24 protein-coding genes are annotated in these 22,069 nt (G+C 71.6%); 19 read left to right on the top strand and 5 right to left on the bottom strand.

Features of this window, described 5'->3' with window-relative positions; translation table 11 throughout:
- From yidC to rpmH, 4 genes are read right to left on the bottom strand one after another with little or no spacing between them, the layout of a single operon-like run.
- A complete protein-coding gene (gene yidC, locus ABD899_RS13590) occupies window positions 1-1,086 on the bottom strand; it encodes a membrane protein insertase YidC (protein WP_345206904.1) in 1,086 nt (361 codons plus the stop codon).
- Between the two features lie 59 nt (window positions 1,087-1,145).
- The gene (yidD, locus tag ABD899_RS13585) at window positions 1,146-1,484 is read right to left on the bottom strand and encodes a membrane protein insertion efficiency factor YidD (protein WP_345206902.1); all 339 of its coding nucleotides are present in this window, start codon (window positions 1,482-1,484) and stop codon (window positions 1,146-1,148) included.
- On the bottom strand, window positions 1,481-1,795 hold the full coding sequence (rnpA, locus tag ABD899_RS13580) for a ribonuclease P protein component (protein WP_425474977.1): 315 nt from the start codon (window positions 1,793-1,795) through the stop codon (window positions 1,481-1,483). The genes yidD and rnpA overlap by 4 nt, the downstream gene beginning before the upstream one ends.
- Before the next feature lie 59 nt (window positions 1,796-1,854).
- The gene (rpmH, locus tag ABD899_RS13575; protein ID WP_345206898.1) at window positions 1,855-1,992 is read right to left on the bottom strand and encodes a 50S ribosomal protein L34; all 138 of its coding nucleotides are present in this window, start codon (window positions 1,990-1,992) and stop codon (window positions 1,855-1,857) included.
- 397 nt (window positions 1,993-2,389) lie between these two features.
- Between rpmH and dnaA the strand changes: the two genes are divergently transcribed.
- From dnaA to ABD899_RS13495, 16 genes are all read left to right on the top strand, one after another.
- Window positions 2,390-3,982: a chromosomal replication initiator protein DnaA gene (gene dnaA / locus ABD899_RS13570; RefSeq protein ID WP_345206896.1), complete on the top strand. Its 1,593-nt coding sequence runs from the start codon at window positions 2,390-2,392 to the stop codon at window positions 3,980-3,982.
- A gap of 660 nt (window positions 3,983-4,642) precedes the next feature.
- Window positions 4,643-5,776, top strand: a complete 1,134-nt coding sequence (gene dnaN, locus ABD899_RS13565) for a DNA polymerase III subunit beta (protein WP_345206894.1) — start codon at window positions 4,643-4,645, stop codon at window positions 5,774-5,776.
- A gap of 86 nt (window positions 5,777-5,862) precedes the next feature.
- On the top strand, window positions 5,863-6,999 hold the full coding sequence (gnd, locus tag ABD899_RS13560; protein ID WP_345206892.1) for a phosphogluconate dehydrogenase (NAD(+)-dependent, decarboxylating): 1,137 nt from the start codon (window positions 5,863-5,865) through the stop codon (window positions 6,997-6,999).
- Between the two features lie 3 nt (window positions 7,000-7,002).
- On the top strand, window positions 7,003-8,220 hold the full coding sequence (locus ABD899_RS13555) for a DNA replication/repair protein RecF (protein WP_345206890.1): 1,218 nt from the start codon (window positions 7,003-7,005) through the stop codon (window positions 8,218-8,220).
- A gap of 145 nt (window positions 8,221-8,365) precedes the next feature.
- A complete protein-coding gene (locus tag ABD899_RS13550) occupies window positions 8,366-8,866 on the top strand; it encodes a DciA family protein (protein WP_345206888.1) in 501 nt (166 codons plus the stop codon).
- 147 nt (window positions 8,867-9,013) lie between these two features.
- Window positions 9,014-9,757 (top strand): enoyl-CoA hydratase-related protein, encoded by a 744-nt coding sequence (locus ABD899_RS13545; protein WP_345206886.1) that lies wholly within the window; start codon window positions 9,014-9,016, stop codon window positions 9,755-9,757.
- A gap of 19 nt (window positions 9,758-9,776) precedes the next feature.
- Window positions 9,777-11,150 (top strand): glycoside hydrolase family 32 protein, encoded by a 1,374-nt coding sequence (locus ABD899_RS13540; RefSeq protein ID WP_345207090.1) that lies wholly within the window; start codon window positions 9,777-9,779, stop codon window positions 11,148-11,150.
- A gap of 138 nt (window positions 11,151-11,288) precedes the next feature.
- The gene (locus tag ABD899_RS13535) at window positions 11,289-11,678 is read left to right on the top strand and encodes a 2Fe-2S iron-sulfur cluster-binding protein (RefSeq protein WP_345206884.1); all 390 of its coding nucleotides are present in this window, start codon (window positions 11,289-11,291) and stop codon (window positions 11,676-11,678) included.
- Entirely contained in the window at window positions 11,679-12,593 is a 915-nt protein-coding gene (locus tag ABD899_RS13530; protein ID WP_345206882.1) for a catechol 2,3-dioxygenase, read from the top strand. It abuts the gene before it with no gap.
- Window positions 12,594-12,716: 123 nt separating this feature from the next.
- Window positions 12,717-13,184 carry a GlcG/HbpS family heme-binding protein gene (locus ABD899_RS13525; RefSeq protein ID WP_345206880.1) on the top strand — a complete coding sequence of 156 codons (468 nt, stop codon included), beginning with the start codon at window positions 12,717-12,719 and terminating at the stop codon, window positions 13,182-13,184.
- Complete coding sequence (locus ABD899_RS13520) at window positions 13,181-13,630, top strand: hypothetical protein (RefSeq protein ID WP_345206878.1); 450 nt, start codon at window positions 13,181-13,183, stop codon at window positions 13,628-13,630. Before ABD899_RS13525 ends, ABD899_RS13520 begins: the two co-directional genes overlap by 4 nt.
- A gap of 38 nt (window positions 13,631-13,668) precedes the next feature.
- On the top strand, window positions 13,669-14,691 hold the full coding sequence (locus ABD899_RS13515) for a ferritin family protein (RefSeq protein WP_345206876.1): 1,023 nt from the start codon (window positions 13,669-13,671) through the stop codon (window positions 14,689-14,691).
- On the top strand, window positions 14,688-14,975 hold the full coding sequence (locus tag ABD899_RS13510; protein ID WP_345206874.1) for an MmoB/DmpM family protein: 288 nt from the start codon (window positions 14,688-14,690) through the stop codon (window positions 14,973-14,975). Before ABD899_RS13515 ends, ABD899_RS13510 begins: the two co-directional genes overlap by 4 nt.
- Window positions 14,976-15,003: 28 nt before the next feature.
- Entirely contained in the window at window positions 15,004-16,569 is a 1,566-nt protein-coding gene (locus tag ABD899_RS13505; protein ID WP_345206872.1) for a ferritin family protein, read from the top strand.
- A 1-nt stretch (window position 16,570) separates the two neighbouring features.
- On the top strand, window positions 16,571-16,942 hold the full coding sequence (locus tag ABD899_RS13500) for a phenol hydroxylase subunit P4 (protein ID WP_345206870.1): 372 nt from the start codon (window positions 16,571-16,573) through the stop codon (window positions 16,940-16,942).
- 95 nt (window positions 16,943-17,037) lie between these two features.
- A complete protein-coding gene (locus ABD899_RS13495) occupies window positions 17,038-18,141 on the top strand; it encodes an NADH:ubiquinone reductase (Na(+)-transporting) subunit F (protein ID WP_345206868.1) in 1,104 nt (367 codons plus the stop codon).
- Window positions 18,142-18,366: 225 nt separating this feature from the next.
- Here the strand turns inward: ABD899_RS13495 and ABD899_RS13490 are convergent, their stop codons facing one another.
- Window positions 18,367-19,113, bottom strand: a complete 747-nt coding sequence (locus ABD899_RS13490) for an IclR family transcriptional regulator (RefSeq protein WP_345206866.1) — start codon at window positions 19,111-19,113, stop codon at window positions 18,367-18,369.
- Window positions 19,114-19,207: 94 nt separating this feature from the next.
- Here ABD899_RS13490 and ABD899_RS13485 point away from each other — a divergent pair, with 94 nt between their 5' ends.
- From ABD899_RS13485 to ABD899_RS13475, 3 genes are all read left to right on the top strand, one after another.
- Complete coding sequence (locus ABD899_RS13485) at window positions 19,208-20,017, top strand: IclR family transcriptional regulator (protein WP_345206864.1); 810 nt, start codon at window positions 19,208-19,210, stop codon at window positions 20,015-20,017.
- Window positions 20,018-20,228: 211 nt separating this feature from the next.
- Window positions 20,229-21,011, top strand: coding sequence for a 2-keto-4-pentenoate hydratase (locus tag ABD899_RS13480; protein WP_345206862.1), 783 nt, complete (start codon window positions 20,229-20,231; stop codon window positions 21,009-21,011).
- A gap of 23 nt (window positions 21,012-21,034) precedes the next feature.
- Window positions 21,035-22,069 carry an acetaldehyde dehydrogenase (acetylating) gene (locus ABD899_RS13475; RefSeq protein ID WP_345206860.1) on the top strand — a complete coding sequence of 345 codons (1,035 nt, stop codon included), beginning with the start codon at window positions 21,035-21,037 and terminating at the stop codon, window positions 22,067-22,069.

Here is a 22,069-nt window from a genome sequence, read left to right as displayed (position 1 = left end):
TCAGGTCGTGGGGGGTGTCGACTCGCCCGGCGTCGCCCGACCGCTCGGCTTGGGGCCGGTCGACTTGGGACCCGTCGACCTGGGCCCGCTCGACTTGGGGCCGGTCGCCTGGGACTTCTTGCGCTTCTTCGACGTGGGCTGCTGGCGCTGGCCGGACTTCTTCGTCGCCGCCGCATCCGCCGCTGACTGGGCCTGCGTCTCCGCCTCGGCGGCCGCGACGGCCTCGGCCCCGGGGATCGGCTTGCCCTTCTTCGCCAGGCGGGCGTGGTAGGACTTCTCGGCGGCGGAGCCGGGCGCCGGCATCCGTCGGATGACGTAGAACTGCTGGCACATCGACCACACGTTCGTCGTGAACCAGTAGATGAGGACGCCGATCGGGAAGTTGACGCCGGACACCGCGAAGACGATCGGCAGGATGTACAGCAGCAGCTTCTGCTGCTTGGCGAAGGGGTTGTCGAGGGCGGACGCCGGCATGTTCTTCGTCATGAGCTGGCGCTGGGTCAGGAAGGTCGTCGCCGACATGAGGACGATGAGCACGGCCGTGACGATCTTGACGTTGAGCGAGTCGGAGCCGAGGAAGGTCGCCGACAGGGACGCGCCGAAGATCGTCGCCGACTCGGCCTGGGCGGCCACCTCCTGGGTGATCGGACCGATGGCGTCCGTCGTCCCCGCGGCGATCTCGTCGAGCCCGTTGAGCACGCGGAACAGTCCGAAGAAGAAGGGTGACTGCACGAGGATCGGCAGGCACGAGCTGAACGGGTTCGTGCCCTCCTTCTTGTACAGCTCCATCGTCTCCTGGGTCATCGCCTGCCGGGACTCAGGGTCGTTCTTGCCCTTGTACTTCTTCTGGATCTTCTGCAGCTCGGGCTGGATCTGCTGCATCTTGCGCGAGGCCATGATCTGCTTGTAGAAGAGCGGGATCATCGCGGCGCGCATGACGATGACGAGGCCGACGATGGACAGCGCCCAGGTCCACCCCCCCGCGGGGTCCATGCCCAGGGCCGTCAGGGCCTGGTGGAACCCGTACATGATCCACGCGACGAGCCACTCGATCGGGGCCATGATCGCGTTGAAGAAGTCGCCCATGATGTCCTTACGGCTGTGCCGGCCGGGGCCGGCGGGGTGGGGTCACGGTCGTGACGGGTTCAGTGGGGGTCCGCCGGAGCGGTGCCCGCGACGGGGCGGTGGGCGGGCTCGCCCCCGGGGCCGCGCGGGCCCGTCGTTCCGGGGATCGGGCGGCCCGTGGCGTCGTCGCGCAGCGGCACGTGGTCGACACCCCCCGGGGTCCACGGGTGGCAGCGCAGCAGGCGCCGCGCCGCGAGCCACGAACCGCGCAGCACGCCGTACCGCTCGAGCGCCGTCACGGCATAGGCGGAGCACGAGGGGTAGTACCGGCACGTCGGGGGGCGCATCGGCGAGATGAGGTTCTGGTAGCCGCGCACCAGCCAGATGAGCGGGGTCGCGAGGAGTCGACCGATGCTCACGCCGCGCCTCCCAGTCGTCCGACCACCCGACGGACCAACGGGTCCAGGGCGCCGGCCAGTTCCCCCGAGGTGGCCGTGCCCGCCGGCGGGTTGGCTCGCACGACGAGGTCGACGCCGGCCGGGATGCCGGGCAGCCGCTGCGCCACGAGCGCCCGCAGCCGCCGCTTGGTCCGGTTCCGGACGACGGCCCCCCCGATGCCGCGCGACACGACGAAACCGACCCGCGGCGGGAGCCCCGCACGCGCGTCGGTTCGGATGCCGTGCACCACGAGCAGCTTCGAGCCGGCCCGACAGCCCCCGGAGGAGCGCACCGCCGACGTGAAGTCCGCCCGCTGACGCAGTCGGTTCGGCGCCGGCAGCACCGCCGGCCTCAGGCGGAGAGCTCGGAGCGGCCCTTGCGGCGACGGGCGGCGAGGATCGAGCGGCCGGCACGCGTGCGCATCCGCAGACGGAAGCCGTGGGTCTTGGCGCGACGACGGTTGTTCGGCTGGAAGGTCCGCTTGCTCACGTTGGTTCTCTCATCTGGAGGCGGGCCGCGAGGGCCCGGGTGGTCGTGGAGCCGGTGGCGCTCGGCCGCCATCGGAAACCCATGACCTCTGCGGGGAAGCACCGGGGCGGTGCGGGTCACGGGCATGCGAAAACAGCCGAGCAACAGGCCTGTCCACGGTACGCGAGAGCGGCCTCGAGGGTCAAACCAGCGGCGCACTCCCCTGCCGCGCGGAAAAGACCCTAGGATCTCACGGAGCAGAGCCCGCACCACGGCACGACACGCCGCTCGACCCCGCGTTGCATACCCACAGCCTGTGGACAACCATGTGGACGCAGGGGTCGGTCCCGGTGACCGGGCACAGTCGATCGGCCGTGCGGCCATCGGAAGGACGGGGACCCGAGTGGCGGACGCGACGATGACCCAGTTGTGGCGCACGACCCTCGAGGTGCTCGACTCCGACGGCATCCCGGTGCAGCAGAGAGCGTTCCTGTCGCTGGCCAAGCTCGTCGGGCTGCTCGACGACACCGCGCTCATCGCCGTCCCGAACGACTTCACCAAGGACGTCGTCGAGACCCGGCTGCGCGACCGGGTCACGGCCACCCTGGGCAGCCAGCTCGGCCGCGAGGTGCGGCTCGCCGTCACCGTCGACCCCTCGCTCGCCGAGGCACCGGCCCTCGACGGGCACGGGCTCGACGGCGAGGTCCACGGCCACGAGGTCGACGGGGCACTGTCGGGCGGCGGGGGGAAGCGGCCGGCAGACGGCCACGACCTCCGGGTGGCCGACCGGCGCCGCCAGATCGACGACCTCGACCTCGGCGTCGACGAGGTCGCCGAGCACGACGGGCACGGCTTCGGTGGCGACCATGGCGCCGCGGACGCGGCACGCGGCACCGACCCGCGCGGCATCCCCGGCCTCGTCGAGGTCCCGGGGGCCCGCCGCCCCCGCCCGGGGGCCCAGGTGCCGGAGCAGGTCGAGGTGACCCGGCTCAACCCCAAGTACACCTTCGACACGTTCGTCATCGGGGCCAGCAACCGGTTCGCGCACGCGGCGGCCGTCGCCGTCGCCGAGGCCCCGGCCAAGGCCTACAACCCGCTGTTCATCTACGGTGACTCGGGTCTGGGCAAGACGCACCTGCTGCACGCCATCGGGCACTACGCCCGCAACCTGTTCCCCCACGTCAAGGTGCGCTACGTGAACTCGGAGGAGTTCACGAACGACTTCATCAACAGCATCCGCGACGACAAGGCCGCCAACTTCCAGCGCCGCTACCGCGACGTCGACGTGCTCCTCATCGACGACATCCAGTTCCTCCAGGGCAAGGTGCAGACGCAGGAGGAGTTCTTCCACACCTTCAACACCCTGCACAACGCGAACAAGCAGGTCGTCATCACGAGCGACGTGCCGCCCAAGCTGCTCAGCGGCTTCGAGGCGCGGATGCGCAGCCGGTTCGAGATGGGGCTGCTCACCGACGTCCAGCCCCCCGACCTCGAGACGAGGATCGCGATCCTGCGCAAGAAGGCCATCCAGGAGCGCCTGTCCGTGCCCGATGACGTCCTCGAGTTCATCGCCTCGCGGATCTCGACGAACATCCGCGAGCTCGAGGGCGCCCTCATCCGGGTCACCGCCTTCGCGAGCCTGAACCGGCAGCCCGTCGACATGAGCCTGGCCGAGATCGTGCTGCGCGACCTCATCCCCGACGACGCCTCGAGCCAGGTGACGCCGGCGACGATCATGGCGCAGACCGCCGCGTACTTCGGCCTGACCCTCGACGACCTGCAGGGACAGTCCCGGTCCCGGGTGCTCGTCACCGCCCGGCAGATCGCCATGTACCTCTGCCGCGAGCTGACCGACCTCTCGCTGCCCAAGATCGGCCAGCAGTTCGGCGGCCGCGACCACACGACGGTCATGCACGCCGACAAGAAGATCCGTCAGCTCATGGCCGAGCGCCGCGCCATCTACAACCAGGTCACCGAGCTGACGAACCGGATCAAGCAGCAGTCGACCTGACCCGGCCCCGGCCCCTGGGTTGTCCACAGCCCGTCCACATCCGCTGTGGCACCTTTGTCGATGGCAGGGTCACCACGGCGTCCACAACGCGACGCTCGTCGCCGCCCGACCGGACCCCCTCCGCCCCGCACGGACACCGTACGGCGCCGTCCACGAGCTGTGGCCAAACCTGTGGACAACTCGGGCAGCCGTCGCGAACCGACGCATCCGGGAGGCACGGTTGTCCACAACGCCTGTGGACGGCTGTGGACAACCGGCGCGTCGAGGTGGACGGCCCGCGACCGCGTCGTGGACACCCTGTGAACGCCCGACGGCCGTCACCAGCCGACCCCTGTCCTCCACGGGCACGTCCACCGCGCGTCCACACCCCCCATCGAGGCGCCGACCAGCGCGGACACCGCGCCGTCCACAGCATCCACAGCTCCTACCACGATGACGAGATCCAGCAATCTCCCATCCCGCCCCGACCACGACCCGACCGAACCGGCACCCCGACGACGAGCTCCCGCGACCGGCTGTCGCGGTCTGGGGGCGTGCACTAGTGTCGTGACCCCGCCTGCGTCGGCGCCGCCTCCGCGCGAGACCCGCCGCGCGGACGGGGACACATGTGTGCACAGAGCAGGCGCGACGCACCTCGCGCCCGACGAAGGTGGTTATGCCGTGAAGTTCCGCGTCGAGCGCGACGTCCTGGCCGAGGCGGTCACCTGGGTGGCCCGGGGGCTCCCCGCGCGTCCCCCGGTGCCCGTGCTCGCCGGCATCCTTATGCAGGCCGACGACGACGGCACGCTCACCCTCTCGGCGTTCGACTACGAGGTCTCGGCCCGGATCACGGTCGCGGCCGACGTCGCCGAGCCCGGCACCGTGCTCGTCCTCGGCCGCCTCCTCGCCGACATCTCGCGCAACCTGCCGGACCGGCCGATCGACGTCGCCACCGAGGGCTCGAAGGTCCAGGTGACCTGCGGATCCTCGCGCTTCAGCCTGCTCATGATGCCCTCCGACGACTACCCCACCCTGCCGACCTCCCCGGAGCCGAGCGGCTCGGTCGACGGCCATGTGTTCACCCAGGCCGTCGCGCAGGTGTCGGTCGCCGCCGACCGCGGCGACACCCTGCCGATCCTCACCGGCGTGCGCGTCGAGATCGAGGGCGACCGGATGACGCTCCTCGCCACCGACCGCTACCGCCTCGCGATGCGTGAGCTGCACTGGAACCCCAGCGCCACCGACGCGAGCCACGTCGTGCTCATCCCCGCGCGCACCCTGTCCGAGACCGCCCGCTCCCTCGGGGCGAGCGGCTCCATCGACGTCGCCCTCGGCACGGCGGCCGGCGGTGACGGCCTCGTCGGCTTCGAGGCCGGGCGGCGGCGCACGACGACCCGCCTGCTCGACGGCGAGTACCCCAAGGTCTCCTCGATCTTCCCGACGACCTCGGAGACCGAGTCCGTCGTGCGCACCCACGACCTCGTCGAGGCGGTCAAGCGGGTGGCCCTCGTCGCCGAGCGCAACACCCCGGTGCGGCTGCGCTTCTCCGAGGGCCAGGTCGCCATCGAGGCCGGCACGGGCGACGACGCCCAGGCGTCCGAGGCCGTCGAGGCGACACTGACCGGCCCCGAGATCGAGATCGCGTTCAACCCCACCTACCTGCTCGACGGCCTCGGCGCGGTGGGCACGCCGTTCAGCCGCATCTCGTTCACCCAGGCCTCGCGCCCGGCGGTGCTCTCCGGCCAGGCCGAGGAGGACGGCGAGGCGGACACCTCGTACCGGTACGTCCTCATGCCGGTGCGCTTCGCGTCCTGACACCCCACCTCAGGATGCCGTCGGCGTAGCCTTCGCTTCCAAGCGCACCCCCCGTCGCCGCACCACACACCACGAGGAGTCACGAGATGCAGCTGGGTCTGGTCGGACTGGGCAAGATGGGCGGCAACATGCGCGAGCGGATCCGCCGCGCGGGCCACGAGGTCGTGGGGTACGACCGCAACAAGGCCGTCTCCGACGCCCGGTCGCTCGCCGACATGGTCGCCCGGCTGCAGGCACCGCGCGTCGTGTGGGTCATGGTCCCCCACGGGGCCCCCACCCGCGACACGGTCGGCAGGCTCGCCGAGCTGCTCGACAAGGGTGACCTCGTCATCGACGGCGGGAACAGCAAGTTCACCGACGACGTCGAGAACGACAGGCTGCTCCGGGCGCGCGGGATCGGTTACCTCGACTGCGGGGTCTCCGGCGGCATCTGGGGGCTCGACAACGGCTACGGGCTCATGGTCGGGGGGACCGCGGCGAACGTGAAGCGGGCGATGCCGATCTTCGACGCCCTGCGCCCCGAGGGGCCGCGCGACGAGGGCTTCGTCCACGCCGGCAAGGTCGGTGCGGGGCACTACACGAAGATGGTGCACAACGGCATCGAGTACGGCCTCATGCACGCCTACGCCGAGGGCTACGAGCTGCTCGAGAAGAAGGACATCGTCGAGAACGTCCCCGGCGCGTTCAAGGCGTGGAGCCGCGGCACGGTCGTGCGCTCCTGGTTGCTCGACCTCATGGTCAAGGCGCTCGAGGAGAACCCCGGCCTCGACGACGTCTCCGACTACACCTCCGACTCGGGCGAGGGGCGGTGGACGGTCGAGGAGGCGATCAACCTCTCGGTGCCGATGCCGGTCATCTCCGCGGCGCTGTTCGCCCGCTTCGCCTCCCGGCAGCAGAGCTCACCGACGATGCAGGCGGTGGCCGCGCTGCGTGGCCAGTTCGGCGGGCACAAGGTCATGACGACCGCCGAGGGGGAGGATCTGCGGGCCGAGGCCGTCGCCGGTCCGAAGAGCGCGACGGCCGCCCGGAGGAAGGCCGAGCGCAAGGAGGCGCCCACCCGCTCGGCGAAGGCCGCCGCCGCGAAGGGCCGCAAGGCCGCGAGCGCCGGGCCGTCGTCCGGTGGCGGGTCCACGTCGGGGCGCGCGGCAGGCTCCGGGGCGGCATCCGCCGGCCCCACCTCGGGCACCGGCTCGACGCGGAAGCGCGCCGCCAAGAAGAGCTGACGGGTGCACGTCCGCCACCTGACCGTCGTCGACTTCCGCAGCTACGCCGCCGCCGAGCTGCCCCTCGAGCCGGGCGTCACGACCCTCGTCGGGCTCAACGGGCAGGGCAAGACCAACCTCGTCGAGGCCCTCGGTTACCTCGCGTCGCTGTCGAGCCACCGGGTCGCGACCGACGCCCCCCTCGTCCGGTTCGGCACGAGCCAGGCCGTCGTGCGGGGGGTCGTCGTGCGCCACGGGCGCGAGACGCTCGTCGAGCTCGAGATCACGCCGGGGCGGGCCAACCGGGCCCGGCTCAACCGCTCCCCGGTGGCCCGGCCCCGTGACGTGCTCGGCACGCTGCGCACCGTGCTCTTCGCCCCGGAGGACCTCGCCCTCGTCAAGGGCGACCCCGGCGAGCGGCGCCGCTTCCTCGACGACCTGCTCGTCGCCCGCCAGCCGCGCTGGGCCGGCGTCCGCTCGGACTACGACAAGATCCTCAAGCAGCGCGGGGCCCTCCTGAAGTCCGCGGCTCCGGTGCTGCGGCGCGGGGGGCGCGGAGGGCACGGGCAGCCACGGGGCGGGCCGGCATCCGATGCGGGAGACGTTGCGGCACAACGTGACTCGGCGCTGCACACCCTCCACGTCTGGGACTCGCAGCTCGCCGGTGCCGGGTCGCACCTGCTCTATGCGCGGCTGCGGCTGCTGCGCGACCTCGGCCCCCACCTGGCGTCGGCCTACGACGAGGTGAGTGCGGCGGAGTCGAACGCCCGGGTGTCCTACCGGTCCTCGCTGCGCGACGAGACCGCGGCCCGGATCGCGGCCGGCGAGGTGCCCGAGGTCGACGAGCTCGAGCAGGAGATCCTCGCCTCCCTCGCGCTCGTGCGCGAGCAGGAGATCGAGCGCGGGGTGAGCCTCGTCGGGCCGCACCGCGACGACCTCGTGCTCACCCTCGGCGAGCTGCCGGCCAAGGGCTACGCCAGCCACGGCGAGTCGTGGTCGTTCGCGCTGGGGCTCAAGCTCGCGGCATACCAGCTGCTGCGCACCGACCTCGGGGACGACCCGGTGCTCGTCCTCGACGACGTGTTCGCCGAGCTCGACTCGGGGCGGCGCGAGCGCCTGGCCGCGATGGTCGCGGACTGCGAGCAGGTCGTCATCACCGCCGCCGTGCCCGAGGACGTCCCCGGCAGCCTCGAGGGCCGCACCTACGCCGTGACCCTGGGCGCGGTGGTCGAGTGTGAGTGACACCGAGAACCCCTCTGCCGCAGCCGGACCCCCACCTCAAACCCCTCCCGGTTCGGGTTCCTCGGGTGACCCGAAGAACCCCCACCCTGCCGGGGAAGGCCGGTCCGCTGAGGACGGGGCTTCGCCCGGAGAGTCCGACGACCGGATGCCGGTCGGGGACGCCGAGGAGGCGGCCGCCGCGGCGCTCGCCCGGGCTCGCGCCGCCGCCCGGGCGAAGGGCCTGAGGCCCGGGCTGCGACCCCGCCGCCGGGTCAAGGACGTGCCGGTCGGCGAACGGTCGTCGACGGGGCGTGACCCCAGGCTGCTCGGCGAGCAGCTCGACCAGTTCGTCGTCGAGCGCGGGTGGGCCGTCGACGTCGCCGTCGGTGCGGTCATCGGGCGCTGGCCGCAGATCGTCGGCCCCGAGATCGCCCAGCACTGCACGCCGGTCGAGTTCGTCGAGGGCGTGCTCACCGTGCGGGCCGACTCCACCGCCTGGGCGACCCAGCTGCGGCTGCTCTCCTCGAGCCTGCTCACCCGCCTCGCCGAGGAGGTCGGGGAGGGCACCGTCGCGGAGCTGCGCGTCGCGGGCCCCGGGTCGCCGTCGTGGTCGCGTGGCCAGCGCCGGGTGCAGGACGGCCGCGGACCACGCGACACCTACGGCTGACGCCGCCGCTCGGCCGCGACCCCTTGCACATCACCCACCTCGGACCCCCGTGATCCGCCCCGGCGACGTGGGTGATGTGCAAGACGTCGGATGCCGGGGGGCCTCGCCGAGGGGCCACGAGCCGGGCCATTGGCTAGGGTCGGGCGCGTGAGCGACGCACTGGTGCACCGGACCGACGACGACCGGATCGCCGTCCTGACGCTCGACTCCCCGGCCAACCGCAACGCCCTGTCGCGCCGCCTCGTCGCCGAGCTGACCCAGCACCTCGCCGAGGCCGGGGCCGACGAGTCGCTCCACGGTGTGCTGCTGCGCTCCTCGCACCGGGTCTTCTGCTCGGGCGCTGACCTCAAGGAGGCCGCGACCGTCGACATGGTCGCGTCGGCGCGGGGCATCATCGGGCTCCAGCACACCATCGCCGCGCTGCCCGTCCCCGTCGTCTGTCGCCTCGACGGGCCGGTGCGCGCGGGCGGCCTGGGCCTCGTCGCCTCGAGTGACCTCGTGCTCTGCCGCGACGACGTGGGATTCGCGCTCACCGAGGTGCGCCTCGGCCTCGCGGCGGCCGTCATCTCGATCCCGCTGCGTGCTCGCCTCAGCCCGCGCGCGGCATCCGACTGGTTCCTCACCGGTCGCGAGTTCGGCGCCGCCGAGGCGCGCGAGCACGGCCTCGTCACCCACGTCGTGCCGGGTCACGAGCTCGACGCCGCCGTCGGCCGGGTGCTCGACGACCTGCGGGCGGGCGCCCGCCAGGGTCTCGTCGAGGCCAAGCGGCTGCTCGGCGCCGACCTCCTCGCCGCGTTCGACGCCCACGGCGACGAGATGGCGCGCCTGTCCGGTCTGCTCTTCCACTCCGACACCGCCCAGCGGCTCATGGCCGCCGCGGTGCGGCGCTGACCCGGGCGCCGTGGACGAGATGCCGGGTGGCGCGCCGGGCGGTGCGCCGGACGAGATGCCGGGTGGGACCGCGCCCCGGATGCCGGGCGCCGGCCACCGACCGCTCGTGCACCTCACGCCACGCACCGGCTGGGTCAACGACCCGCTCGGGCTGACCTGGCACGCCGGGCGCTACCACCTGTTCGCCCAGCACGTGCCCGGTTCGGTCGACTGGTCGCCGGCCTGCCACTGGTCGCACGCGACGAGCGAGGACCTCCTGCGCTGGCGGCACCAGCCGGTGGCACTCGCTCCGGGGGACGGCGACGCCGGCGTGTGGTCGGGGTGCGTCGTCGTCGACGAGCGCGACCCGGCGGCCACCGCGCGCCTCTTCTACACCTCGGTCGCCGACGGGGCCCTCGACGTCGGCTCGATCCGGGTCGCCCGCCCGCTCGACGACGACTGGACGGCCTGGGAGAAGGGGCCCGTCGTCGTCACGGTGCCGGAGGGCTACGACGTCACGGCCTTCCGCGACCCGTTCGTGCTGCGCGACGGCGACCGGTGGCGGATGCTCGTCGGTGGCGGGCTCGCCGACGGCACGGCCGTCGCGTGGACGTGGGTCTCCCCCGACCTCGAGACGTGGACCCCCGACGGCGAGCTGGCCCGCCGGCACACGAGCCGCACCGACCCCGTGTGGACCGGCAGTGCGTGGGAGTGCCCGCAGCTGCTCGTCATCGATGACCGCTGGGTGCTCCTGCTCTCGGTCTGGGAGCCCGGCACCGGCCACCACGCCGCGTACGCGCTGGGCGAGCTCGCCGACGGCAGGTTCACCGCGACGGCGTGGGCCCGGCTGAGCTTCGGCCCCGCCCCCTACGCCCCGTCGGCGTTCGTCGACCGGGAGGGCCGGCCCGGGGTCATCCACTGGCTGCGCGGGGTGCTCGACCCCGACGGGGCCTGGGCGGGCGCCCTCAGCGTGCCGCACGTGCTCTCCCTCGACGGTGACGTCCTCGTCGCCGAACCCCACCCCGTCGTCACCACCGGCCCGGTCGTCGGCGTCGCCGCGGCCGACCACGGGGTCGAGCTGCCCGCGGCCGCGTGGGTGGAGTGGGACGCATCCGGCGAGCACCGCGGGGAACCGGTCCGGCTGGCACTCACCGACGCCACCGGAACCCACGTCGCCGAGCTCGTCCGCGAGGGCGCCCGGGTCACCGTGACGACCGCCGCCGGCAGCTGGGACCTCCCGACGAGCATCGCGAGCCCGGCACCGAGCCGGCCGACCGGCATCCTGATCGACCACCTCGTGCTCGAGGTCTTCACGCACGCCGGGGTGCTCGGCGCACCCCTGCCACCTGCGACCGGCCCGGTCCGACTCGCCGTGGACGGGCCGGGCCGGGCCCGGGCGCGCCGCGTCGGCTGACGACCCGACGACCGACCCGCGCGAGGGTGCCCGACGTTCCATCGTGAGGAACGTGTGTGGTTCCCGCCCCGCGCCCCGGCGACTCTCGATGAAGGAGCGGCACCGCGCCGCTCCCTCACTGAACGCAAGGGAGCGCCAGTGCCGACCGTCACGATCCAGCCCACGGGCGAGGTCATCTACCTCGAGCCCGGGGAGACCGTGCTCAGCGGTCTCTACAAGGCCGGCTTCGCCTACACGGTCGGATGCCGGCGCGGCGGCTGCGCGATCTGCAAGGTCGACTGCCGCTCCGGAGAGTTCCACTACGACCACCCGGTCGCCGACACCGTGCTCACCGAGGCCGAACACCTCGACGGCACCTGCCTCACGTGCCGGGCCGTGCCCGACACGGACATCACGATCGAGTTGAGGGGCGAGAACGTCCGGCTCGTCAACACCTTCCTCCACCTGATCAACGAGAAGGCTCGGCAGCGCGCCGAGGCCCACGCTGCCGCGACCCAGATGGCCGGCACCACCCACAAGGAGCAGTAAATGGCAGTCATGAGGCTGGGCTACGCCCACGTCCGCGTCACCGACCTGGCCGAGGCCAAGGACCACTACGCCAACACGATGGGTCTGTACGAGACCCTCGCCGAGGGCAACAAGGTCTACTACAAGGCCTGGGACGAGTGGGACCACCACTCGGTCGTCCTCGAGGAGGGCGGCGTCGGCCTCGTCAAGTACGGCTGGAAGGTCCAGTACTCCAGCGACATCGACGACATCGAGAAGAAGGCCCAGGCCTTCGGTGTGACCGTCGAGCGCATGAGCAAGGGCGAGAACCCGGAGATCGGCGACGGCATCCGGTTCACGACCCCGTCCGACCACGTCTTCGAGGTCTACCACGAGGCCACCCTCGTCGGCACCGAGGTCGGCACCCACAACCCCGACTCGTTCCCCCGCCACCTCATCGGCGTCGGGGTGCCGGCCCTCGACCACTCGCTCATCACGGCCGAGGACCCGGGCCAGATGGACCGCTTCCTCAGCGACGTCTTCGGCTTCTACGCGACCGAGCGGGTGCAGACGAGCCTGGACGACGACGCCGACATCATCGCGACGTGGATGACGAACTCCACCCAGATCCACCAGCTCGCCGTGCTCGCCGGTCCCCAGGGCAAGCTGCACCACTTCGCCTTCCGGCTCGGTGACTGGGTCGAGGTGGGCCGCGCGGCCGACCTGTTCTCGATGGACGACGTGCCGATCGACGTCGGCCCGACCCGCCACGGGATCACCCGCGGGCAGACCGTCTACTTCTTCGACCCGTCGGGCAACCGCAACGAGGTCTTCGCCGGCGGCTACCTCGCCTACCCGGACCGCCCGATGAACGTGTGGACCCCGGACGCGCTCGGCAAGGGCGTGTTCTACCACGCCCGCGAGCTCAACGACGCGTTCACCTCGGTCCTCACCTGAGTCGGCCCCCACGCCGGTGACGGCGGCACCCCTCGCGCCGCCGTCACCGCGCCGCACCCTGTTCCACCACCGCCCGTCACTGCCCGTCACCGCCACCCGCCGTCACCGCCGACGAGGAGAGCCATGCTGGTCCGTACCGAGACCGTCCTGACGTATGCCGGGGCACGGGTCGCGCTCGACGCGGCCCTCGCGCGGGCGGAGGAGGTCGGCGGCGCCTTCAACGTCGCCGTCACCGACCGCACCGGCGGGCTCCTCGCGTTCGCCCGGATGGACGGGGCCTTCGCGGTCTCGGGCTCGATCGCCCAGGACAAGGCGTGGACCGTGGCCGGCTTCGGCGGCATCCCGACGGACGACTTCTACGACGCGATCGCCGGTGAGGACGCCGTGCGCGAGGGCATCGCCCAGCGTGGCCGGGTCGCCGCCTTCGGCGGTGGTGTACCGGTCGTCGTCGACGGCCTGCTCGTCGGCGCCGTCGGTGCGTCCGGCGGGTCCGCCGCCCAGGACAAGGCGGTCGCGACGGCCGGTGCCGCCGCCGTGGCCTCGGCGCTCGCCCACAGCCCAGCCTCCCTTCGAGCAGAGGACACCCGATGACCCCCTTCATGCTGCGCGTCGCCGAGCTCGTCGACGTCGACGAGTCCGAGGTCGCGGACGCCGACCTCGACGCGCTGGCGCCCATGCCGATGACGCGCATCAGCCAGAAGATCGCCACGAGCACGGGAGCCGACCGACACGTCGCCATCCGTGCCCTGGCCGAGCAGCTCGTCTGCGAGGCCAACGTCGTGCTCGCCCACGGCGACGAGCGCCTCACCCTCGTCGACGAGGTCCTCGCCAACGAGCTCGCCTTCACGGTCGGCTACCGCGGCCGCGGAGCTCGCGTGTCGACGACCTTCGAGGACGGGACCGCCTACGGCCGGCTCGTCGGCGACGGGTTCGCGAGCGAGCTGCCCCACGAGCTCGCGGACGCCGACGCCGTCCCCGACCTTCTCGTCCGACTCCTCGTGGAGTCCGGTCTCCCGCACCACCACGTCAACGTCTGACCCCGCCCCGGGAACAGCACCCCACCCAAGGAGGACTCGTGCAGATCGAGCTGCGAACGCAGGTCATCGAGCCGCGCCGCAAGACATTCACACACGTCAGCAACCGCTACGGTGACCGCCCGGCCTCGCGCTACGAGGAGGGGACGGTCGACCTCCAGGGATCGGCCAACTTCCAGTACAAGCCACTGTGGGCCCCGGACATGGAGATCTACTCCCCCGACTTCAGTGCGCTCAAGCTGGCCGACCCGTACTCCTACATGGACCCGCGGCAGTACTACTACACGCCGTACGTCTCGGCCCGGGCCGACCTTCACGAGGCGTTCGCGGCGACGCTGTCCTACCTCGAGAAGCGCGGCCTGTTCGACCGCCTCCCGGAGTCCTGGCACAGCCTCCTCCAGAACATCGTCCTGCCGCTGCGCCACTACGAGGGCGCGGCCCAGATGATCAGCGCGGCTGCGGCGCGCTACGGCTGGGGCACGTCGATCACGCAGTGCTTCTCGTACGCCTCCTTCGACCGGATCGGCAACGCGCAGATGCTCTCACGGGCCGGGATCTCCCTCGGTGGCGGCACGGCGGAGCCCCTCGCGGTCGCCAAGACGGCGTGGGTCGAGGACCCGACCTGGCAGGGACTGCGCAAGCACGTCGAGCTGACGCTCGTCGAGCAGGACTGGGGCAAGGCCATCGTGGCCCTGGACGTCACCGACCGGGTCATCTACCAGCTGCTCTTCACCCACCTCGACGACGTCGCGATCGGCGCCGGAGCGGGGTCGTACTCGCTCGTCGCCCAGCACTTCTCGACGTGGTTCCTCGACCAGCGCAAGTGGTTCGACGCGCTCTACAAGGCGTGGGCCGCCGACCCCGAGCACGGGACGGCGAACGTCGAGACCCTCTCGGCGGTCGTCTCGCAGACCCTCACCACCGTGGGCGAGGCGCTCGCGCCGGTCATGGAGGCGGTCGACGGACTCGTCGACGCCGGGGCCGTCGAGGCGCTCACGGCCACCATCGAGCAGACCCGTGCGGCCTACGCCGCCCTCGGTGTCGCCAAGGAGCTGACCCCGTGACCGCCACCGCCGATCGCCCCGTCGGCGTCGACATCCAGGAGAACGAGCAGAACCGCGCCGTCATCGAGGCCATCGAGGCCGACAACGACGACGCGACCGTGCGCCACATGCCCGGTCTGGTCCGGGTGACGTCCCCGGGTCGCCTCGTCATCCACCGCGCGAGCGTCGAGGAACGCCTCGGAAGGGAGTGGGAGACCCACGAGTTCCAGCTCGCGATCATCTCCTACTTCGGCCACATCAAGGAGTGGGACGACGACCAGATCCTCATTGCCTGGGACCACTGAGACCGCCTCGTAGACAAGGACTTCGCACATGACCATTGCACCGAAGGCTCAGCGCAAGCTGAGCATGAAGGACCGCTACTCGGCCCTCACCCGTGACCTCGACTGGGAGCCGAGCTACGTCTCCAGGGAGCAGCTCTACCCGCTCACCACCTTCGAGGGGATCACGATCCACGACTGGAGCAAGTGGGAGGACCCCTTCCGCCTCACCGTCGACGCGTACACCAAGTACCAGGCCGAGAAGGACAAGCGGCTCTACGCCGTGCTCGACGGCTTCGCGCAGAGCCAGGGGCACCTGAGCCTCACCGACGCGAGCTACCTCAACGCGATGAAGCTCTTCATCCAGGGCATCGCGCCGAACGAGTACAACGCGCACCGCAACTTCGCGATGCTGGCTCGCCACCTCGAGGGTGGTGGCCCACGGTTCGCCGCGCTGTGCCAGTGCCTCGACGAGATGCGCCACGCCCAGACCGAGATCCACACGCTGTCGAACTACAACAAGTACTACGGCGGCTTCCACAACTTCTCACAGCAGCACGACCGCGTCTGGTACCTCTCCGTGCCGAAGTCCTTCTTCGAGGACGCGCTGTCGGCCGGGCCGTTCGAGTGGCTCATCTCGATCGGCTTCTCCTTCGAGTACCTGCTGACCAACCTGCTCTTCGTGCCGTTCATGTCCGGGGCGTCGTTCAACGGTGACCTGCCGACGATGACCTTCGGCTTCTCGGCGCAGTCGGACGAGAGCCGGCACATGACCCTCGGCCTCGAGGCGATCAAGTTCCTCCTGGAGCAGGACGAGAAGAACGTCCCGATCGTCCAGTACTGGCTCGACAAGTGGTTCTGGCGCGGGTACCGCCTGCTCGCGCTCGTCGCCCAGATGCTCGACTACATGCTCCCTCGCGAGTTCATGAGCTGGAAGGAGGCCTTCGAGCTGTACTTCGAGGAGCAGATGATGAAGGGCCTCTTCGAGGACCTCGCCTACTACGGCATCCGGCCCCCGATGCACGTCGACAAGGCGATCCAGGAGAAGGAGCACATCTCCCACCAGACCTACTGGATCCTCTACCAGTTCAGCCACGCGGCGGCGTTCACGACGACCGTCCCGACGGCTCAGCACATGGACTGGCTCGAGGAGCAGTACCCCGAGACCTTCCCCACCTACCGGAAGCTGTGGGAGAAGGAGCAGCGCAACATCGAGAACGGCGGTCGCCACTTCATCCGCGGCCTTCCGCAGCTGTGCCAGGTGTGCCAGATCCCGATGGGCTTCACCGAGGCCGACGACCCGTTCGTCCAGGCCCAGCGGGAGAGCATCTTCGAGGGCGAGCGCTACAACATGTGCTCGGACGGGTGCCAGTACATCTTCGACCACGAGCCGGTGAAGTACCGCCGGGCGTGGCTGCCGGTGCACCAGATCTACCAGGGCAACTGCGGTGGCCCGACGCTGCCCGACGTCCTGGAGTGGTACGGCCTCGAGGAGGGCGACGGCGGCGAGTACATCGGGTCGGTCGACCACCAGAACTGGCTGAAGTGGCACGGTGACCCCGCCCACGTGGAGAACGACCACGCCCCGGCGGCCGCCGGTGCCGAGGGAGGACAGTGACATGACGCTCCAGGACACCATCACGCGCCCCGAGACCAGGTCCATCGGCGAGTACAACCCCGCGTCCCGATCGGCCCAGGAGCTCTACGGCGACGACATCCTGCTGCACGTCTGGTGGAAGGGGAACCCGTGGTTCGTCGCGGCTTCCACCCACCGGGTCTCGCCGCAGATGACCTTCGCCGACTTCTGGAGCGGGGTGTTCGTGCCCTACCACGAGGAGGACCCGGACTTCGACGCGAGCAAGGGCTGGGAGCAGTTCGACTGGTTCCTCGCCGTCAACCGGGACACCGAGCCCATCCAGGTCTCGGCGGAGAAGACCCTCGCCGACCTCGGCCTGACCCACAAGGCCGTGCTGGGGTTCACCAGCACGTGACCCGAGGCCGGGGTGGGGTGTGCCGTGCCCGGAGCACGGCACGCCCCACCCTCGTCTCCTCCCCCCTCCACAGACCCACCAGGAAGTGACACCTGATGCCTGAGTCCTTTGTCGTGACCATCGAGCCCCTCGGCCGCCAGGTCGTCTGCCGCGAGGACCAGCCCATCCTGGACGCCTGCCTGCGCGCCGGCGTGTGGCTTCCGCACTCGTGCACCCACGGCACCTGTGCGACGTGCAAGTGCGACATCGTCGACGGTGACGTCGACCACGGCGAGGCGAGCACGTTCGCCCTCATGGAGTTCGAGCGGGACGAGGGCAAGCTGCTCACGTGCTGCGCGACGCCGCGCAGCGACGTGACGATCGAGGCCGACATCGACGTCGACGAGGACATCGAGATGCACTCCGTCGAGGACTTCGTCGGCACCCTCGTGTCGCTCGACGAGGTCGCCCGCGACACCGTGCGCCTCGTCGTCGAGCTCGACCGGGACATGGCGTTCAACGCCGGCCAGTACATGAAGTTCACCGTTCCCGCCGCCGCCGACGGGTCGGCGGGGAGCGTCGACCGCACGTGGTCGATCGCCTCACCGCCGTCGCAGCCGCGGACCCTGGAGTTCCACGTCCGCAAGGTCCCCGGCGGGCGCGGCACGGACGGGTGGGTGTTCAGGACCCTCGCCGTTGGCGACCAGATCCCCATGTCCGGGCCGTACGGCCGGTTCGTCCTCCACACCGGCCAGGACAACCACACGATCATGGTGGCGGGCGGCACCGGCCTCGCCCCGATCAAGTCGATGCTCCGGCACGGCCTGGAGAACGGCAGCTACGAGGGCGAGATGACGCTCTACCAGGGCGGGCGGTCGCGCGAGTGGCTGTACGACGTCGACGTCTTCCGCCGCCTGGCCGCGGAGTACGACCAGTTCACCTACCGCCCGTGCCTGTCCGAGGAGACGGCCGAGGACGTGGCCGCGTCCGGCGACGACCCCGACGCCTATGCCTACGGGATGGTCACCGACGTCCTCGCGGCGGACCACGCCTCGCTCTCCGGGTGCAAGGGCTACCTGTGCGGCCCTCCGCTCATGGTCGAGGCCGCGCTGAAGACCCTGATGAGCAAGCGCCTCTTCCCCCGCGACATCTACCGCGAGGAGTTCTTCAACGAGGGCGACAAGGCCGGCGGCGTGAACTCCCCCCTCATCAAGCGCTGACCCGCCCCCGGCATCCGGGCGCCGGGCGCGGACCCGCCCCCCGGCATCCGGGCGCCGGGCGCTGACCCACCCCGCGGCATCCGACCTCGTGCGGTTTACGCACGGTTCTCACCGGCCCGGACGTGCGAGAACCGTGTGTAAACCGCACGAAGTCGAGGCCTGACGAGGGCGGACGTGTCGCCGGGGCAGCCACCCCCCGCTCTCACGCCGGATGCCGGGCGAGGGTCAGAGGCCGGAGTCGCGCAGCGCCCGGCTCAGGGTGAACGCCGCGGTGCGCACCGCCGGGCCGAGCGTGCCGGGGTCCATCGTGCGGGTCGTCCCGGTCACCGACAGCCCGGCGCGCACCTTGTGGTCGGCCCCGAACACCGGGGCCGCGACGCACGAGACGCCGAGGTGCGACTCCTCGAGGTCGAGGGCCATGCCCACGGTGCGGATCTTGCGCAGCTCCTGGGTCAGGGCCCCCGGCGTGCAGATCGTCCGGGGGGTGAGCCGCGGCAGCCCGGCCTCGACGCGCGCCCGCACCGTCGCCGCCGAGCTGTAGGCGAGCATCGCCTTGCCGACCCCCGTCGCGTGCGCCGGCAGGCGCCCCCCGGTGCGGGAGGCGACGTCGACCCCGCTCGTCCCGAGGATCTCGACGTAGACGACGTCGACCCCCTCGAGCACGGCGAGGTGGATGCGCTGGCGGGTCGCCTCGCGCAGGTCCTCCATGACCGGCAGCGCCACGTCGGACAGCGACCGGTGCGCCGGCACGAGCTCACCGCGCTCGAAGAGCCACATGCCGAGCCGGTACCCCTCCCCCGACGGCCCGTCGTCCTGCCGCTCGAGCACCCGCAGCGCGACGAGCTCGGCGACGATCCGGTGCACCGTCGTCTTCGGCAGCCCGGTGCGCCTCGCGAGCTCGGCGAGGCCGAGCACCGGGGCGTGCTCGTCGAACGCCCCGACGATCGCCGCGGCGCGTGCGAGCAGGGTCACGGGGGGACCGTTCCGCTCAGTGGAACGCATTCGTTGATCGAACCACGGTGCGGCGGGCAGTGTCACCCCATCGGACGAGGCAAGGGAGCCCAGGATGTCGATCGCCGCCCAGGAGCACGCATGGTGCGCCACCACCCCGAAGCGAGCCCAGGGCATCGCGACCCACGGCTCCTCGCTCAAGTCGGTCGGCAGCGCCCTCGACGTCCTCGAGTGCTTCGCGACCGACGGTGAGCTCGGAGTCTCCGACATCGCCCGCCGCCTCGGCGTCGCGAAGTCCACGGCCCACCGGCTGCTGCAGACCCTCGCCAGCCGCGGCTTCGTCGAGCAGGACCAGCACAGCGGCCAGTACCGCCTCGGCATCCACGTCTACGAGCTCGGCTCGCTCGCCCTCGCCCGCAACGAGCTGCGGCACGCCGCGCTGCCCTTCCTGCGCCAGGTCGCGATGGCGACCGGCCTCACCGTCAACCTCTCCGTGCCCGACGGGCCGGACATCGTCTTCGTCGAGCGGATCGAGAACAGCGACGGCGTGCGCATCCTCGGGCACTTCGGCCGCCGACTGCCCGCCCACACGGCGAGCAGCGGCAAGGCGATCTCCGCCTGGAACCGCGACGCCGACCTGGCTCGCCGCCGCGCCGGCTTCCCGCCCCGGGTGAGCAAGACGGTGCGCACCGAGGCCGACTGGGACCGCTGCCTCGAGAACGTGCGCCGGCTCGGGTACGCCGTGTCGCACAGCGAGTCCTTCGACGGCGCCTCGTCGGTGGCCGTCCCCGTCATGCACCGTCGCCAGGCCGTCGCCTCGGTGTCGGTCTTCGGCCCCACCGAGGTCATCGAGCCGCGGGTCGACCGGCTCGTGCCCGTGCTCCTCGCCGCGAGCCGCCGGATCACCCGGGCGCACGCGGGCTGACCGACCGGTACGCCGGCACCCGACGCCGGATGCCGTCCGCACACCTGCGCCCGACGGCGGATGCCGTCCACCTCCGCCCGACCGGCGCCTTCCCACGTTCCCGGGAGCGGAACGTGGCGGGCGCCACCACCCCGGACATCCGTACCGTCGAGGGGGTCGGCGCCGGCGCGTCCCCGCCCGGGGGCGCGCAGCCCCTGAGGAAGGACACCCCGTGGACCACGAGACCCGCACGCAGGTCGCCGGTCGGCTGCTCGCGGCCTACGACTCCAAGGAGCCGCTCGAGCCGCTCACCGCGACCCACGAGGGCATGACCCTCGAGGACGCCTACGCGATCCAGCTGCTCCAGATCGAGCAGCGCCTCGCCGCCGGGCGCACCGTGCAGGGCCACAAGGTCGGCCTGACGAGCGCGGCGATGCAGAAGCTGCTCGGCGTGAGCGAGCCCGACTACGGCCACCTGCTCGACGACTTCTTCCACCTCGAGCACATGCCGATCCCGACCGACGCCTTCCTCCAGCCGAGGGTCGAGCCCGAGGTCGCCTTCGTGCTCAAGAAGCCCCTCAAGGGCCCCGGCGTCACCGTGCACGAGGCGCTGCGCGCCGTCGACTTCGTCCTGCCGGCCCTCGAGATCGTCGACAGCCGGATCCGGGACTGGAAGATCGGCCTGTTCGACACGATCGCCGACAACGCGAGCTCGGGCGCCGTCGTGCTCGGTTCGACCCCCACCGACGTCGGCGCCGTCGACCTGCGCCTCGCCGGCGCGACGTTCCACCGCAACGGCCAGGTCGTCGGCACCGGCGCGGGCGGCGCGGTGCTCGGCTCGCCGCTCAACTCCCTCGTCTGGCTCGCCAACACCGTCGGCGCGCGCGGCATCACCCTCGAGGCCGGCCACGTCGTCCTCCCGGGCGCCGTGTGCGCGATGTCCCCCGTCGCCGCCGGCGACACCTTCACCGCGACGTTCGCCGGGCTCGGCAGCGTCACCGCCCGTTTCGCCTGAACCCCCACCGCCTGAGGAGCGCCATGTCCACACCCACCAGGACCAAGGGCACCGCCGCCATCGTCGGCCCCGGCAACATCGGCACCGACCTGATGTTCAAGCTCATGCGCCGCAGCGACGTGCTCGACCCGCGCTTCATGATCGGCGTCGACCCGGCATCCGACGGCCTGCGCCGCGCGAAGTCGCTCGGGCTCGAGGCCAGCCACGAGGGCGTCGACTGGCTCCTCGCCCAGGACGAGCTGCCCGACATCGTCTTCGAGTGCACCTCGGCCAAGGCGCACGAGGCGAACGCCCCGCGCTACGCCGAGGCCGGCATCCTCGCCGTCGACCTCACGCCCGCGGCGGTCGGCCCGTACCTGTGCCCCCCGGTCAACCTCGACTTCAACCTCGACGCGACGAACGTCAACATGATCACCTGCGGCGGTCAGGCGACGACGCCGATGGTCAAGGCCGTCTCGTCCGTCGTGCCCGTGCCGTACGCCGAGATCGTCGCGTCGATCTCGAGCAAGTCGGCGGGCCCCGGCACCCGCGCGAACATCGACGAGTTCACCGAGACGACCGCCGCGGCCCTCGAGGTCGTCGGCGGCGCCGACCGGGGCAAGGCGATCATCATCCTCAACCCCGTCGAGCCGCCGCTCATGATGCGCAACTCGGTGTTCTGCGCGGTCCCCGCCGAGGCGGGCGAGCCCGGTGAGCTCCAGGACCGCATCCTCGAGTCGATCCACGCGATGGTCAAGCAGGTGCAGGACTACGTGCCGGGCTACCACCTGCGCGCCGAGCCGCAGTTCGACCACGCCCGCGACCTGTGGCAGGGCATGGCCCGCGTCTTCGTCCCGATCGAGGTCAAGGGCCGCGGCGACTACCTGCCGGACTACGCCGGCAACCTCGACATCATCACCGCGGCGGCCGCGCGGGTCGGCGACATCATGGTCGCCCACCGCCTCGGCGTCGCCTCGACGTGGAAGTCCTCGAGCGACCTCGGCGACGTCCCCGACCCGCTCGTCGGCTCCGACGCCACCGCCGACGGCACCACCACCGCCCAGAAGGCAGGAGTCTGA

It is taken from the genome of Fodinibacter luteus, assembly GCF_039541575.1.
Lineage (GTDB): Bacteria > Actinomycetota > Actinomycetes > Actinomycetales > Dermatophilaceae > Fodinibacter > Fodinibacter luteus.
The sequence above is the reverse complement of the archived record's forward strand: the minus strand, read 5'-3'. Positions and strand labels throughout refer to the sequence as shown.

What these genes read in the sequence shown, in the direction of transcription:
- dnaA (WP_345206896.1), top strand. Translation starts at nt 2,390, where the DNA reads ATGACCCAGTTGTGGCGCACGACCCTCGAGGTGCTCGACTCCGACGGC.
- ABD899_RS13495 (WP_345206868.1), top strand. Translation starts at nt 17,038, where the DNA reads ATGCCTGAGTCCTTTGTCGTGACCATCGAGCCCCTCGGCCGCCAGGTC.
- ABD899_RS13550 (WP_345206888.1), top strand. Translation starts at nt 8,366, where the DNA reads ATGCCGGTCGGGGACGCCGAGGAGGCGGCCGCCGCGGCGCTCGCCCGG.
- ABD899_RS13500 (WP_345206870.1), top strand. Translation starts at nt 16,571, where the DNA reads ATGACGCTCCAGGACACCATCACGCGCCCCGAGACCAGGTCCATCGGC.
- yidC (WP_345206904.1), bottom strand. Translation starts at nt 1,086, where the DNA reads ATGGGCGACTTCTTCAACGCGATCATGGCCCCGATCGAGTGGCTCGTC.
- ABD899_RS13505 (WP_345206872.1), top strand. Translation starts at nt 15,004, where the DNA reads ATGACCATTGCACCGAAGGCTCAGCGCAAGCTGAGCATGAAGGACCGC.
- ABD899_RS13530 (WP_345206882.1), top strand. Translation starts at nt 11,679, where the DNA reads ATGGCAGTCATGAGGCTGGGCTACGCCCACGTCCGCGTCACCGACCTG.
- gnd (WP_345206892.1), top strand. Translation starts at nt 5,863, where the DNA reads ATGCAGCTGGGTCTGGTCGGACTGGGCAAGATGGGCGGCAACATGCGC.
- ABD899_RS13485 (WP_345206864.1), top strand. Translation starts at nt 19,208, where the DNA reads ATGTCGATCGCCGCCCAGGAGCACGCATGGTGCGCCACCACCCCGAAG.
- ABD899_RS13525 (WP_345206880.1), top strand. Translation starts at nt 12,717, where the DNA reads ATGCTGGTCCGTACCGAGACCGTCCTGACGTATGCCGGGGCACGGGTC.
- ABD899_RS13475 (WP_345206860.1), top strand. Translation starts at nt 21,035, where the DNA reads ATGTCCACACCCACCAGGACCAAGGGCACCGCCGCCATCGTCGGCCCC.
- ABD899_RS13540 (WP_345207090.1), top strand. Translation starts at nt 9,777, where the DNA reads ATGCCGGGTGGCGCGCCGGGCGGTGCGCCGGACGAGATGCCGGGTGGG.
- ABD899_RS13520 (WP_345206878.1), top strand. Translation starts at nt 13,181, where the DNA reads ATGACCCCCTTCATGCTGCGCGTCGCCGAGCTCGTCGACGTCGACGAG.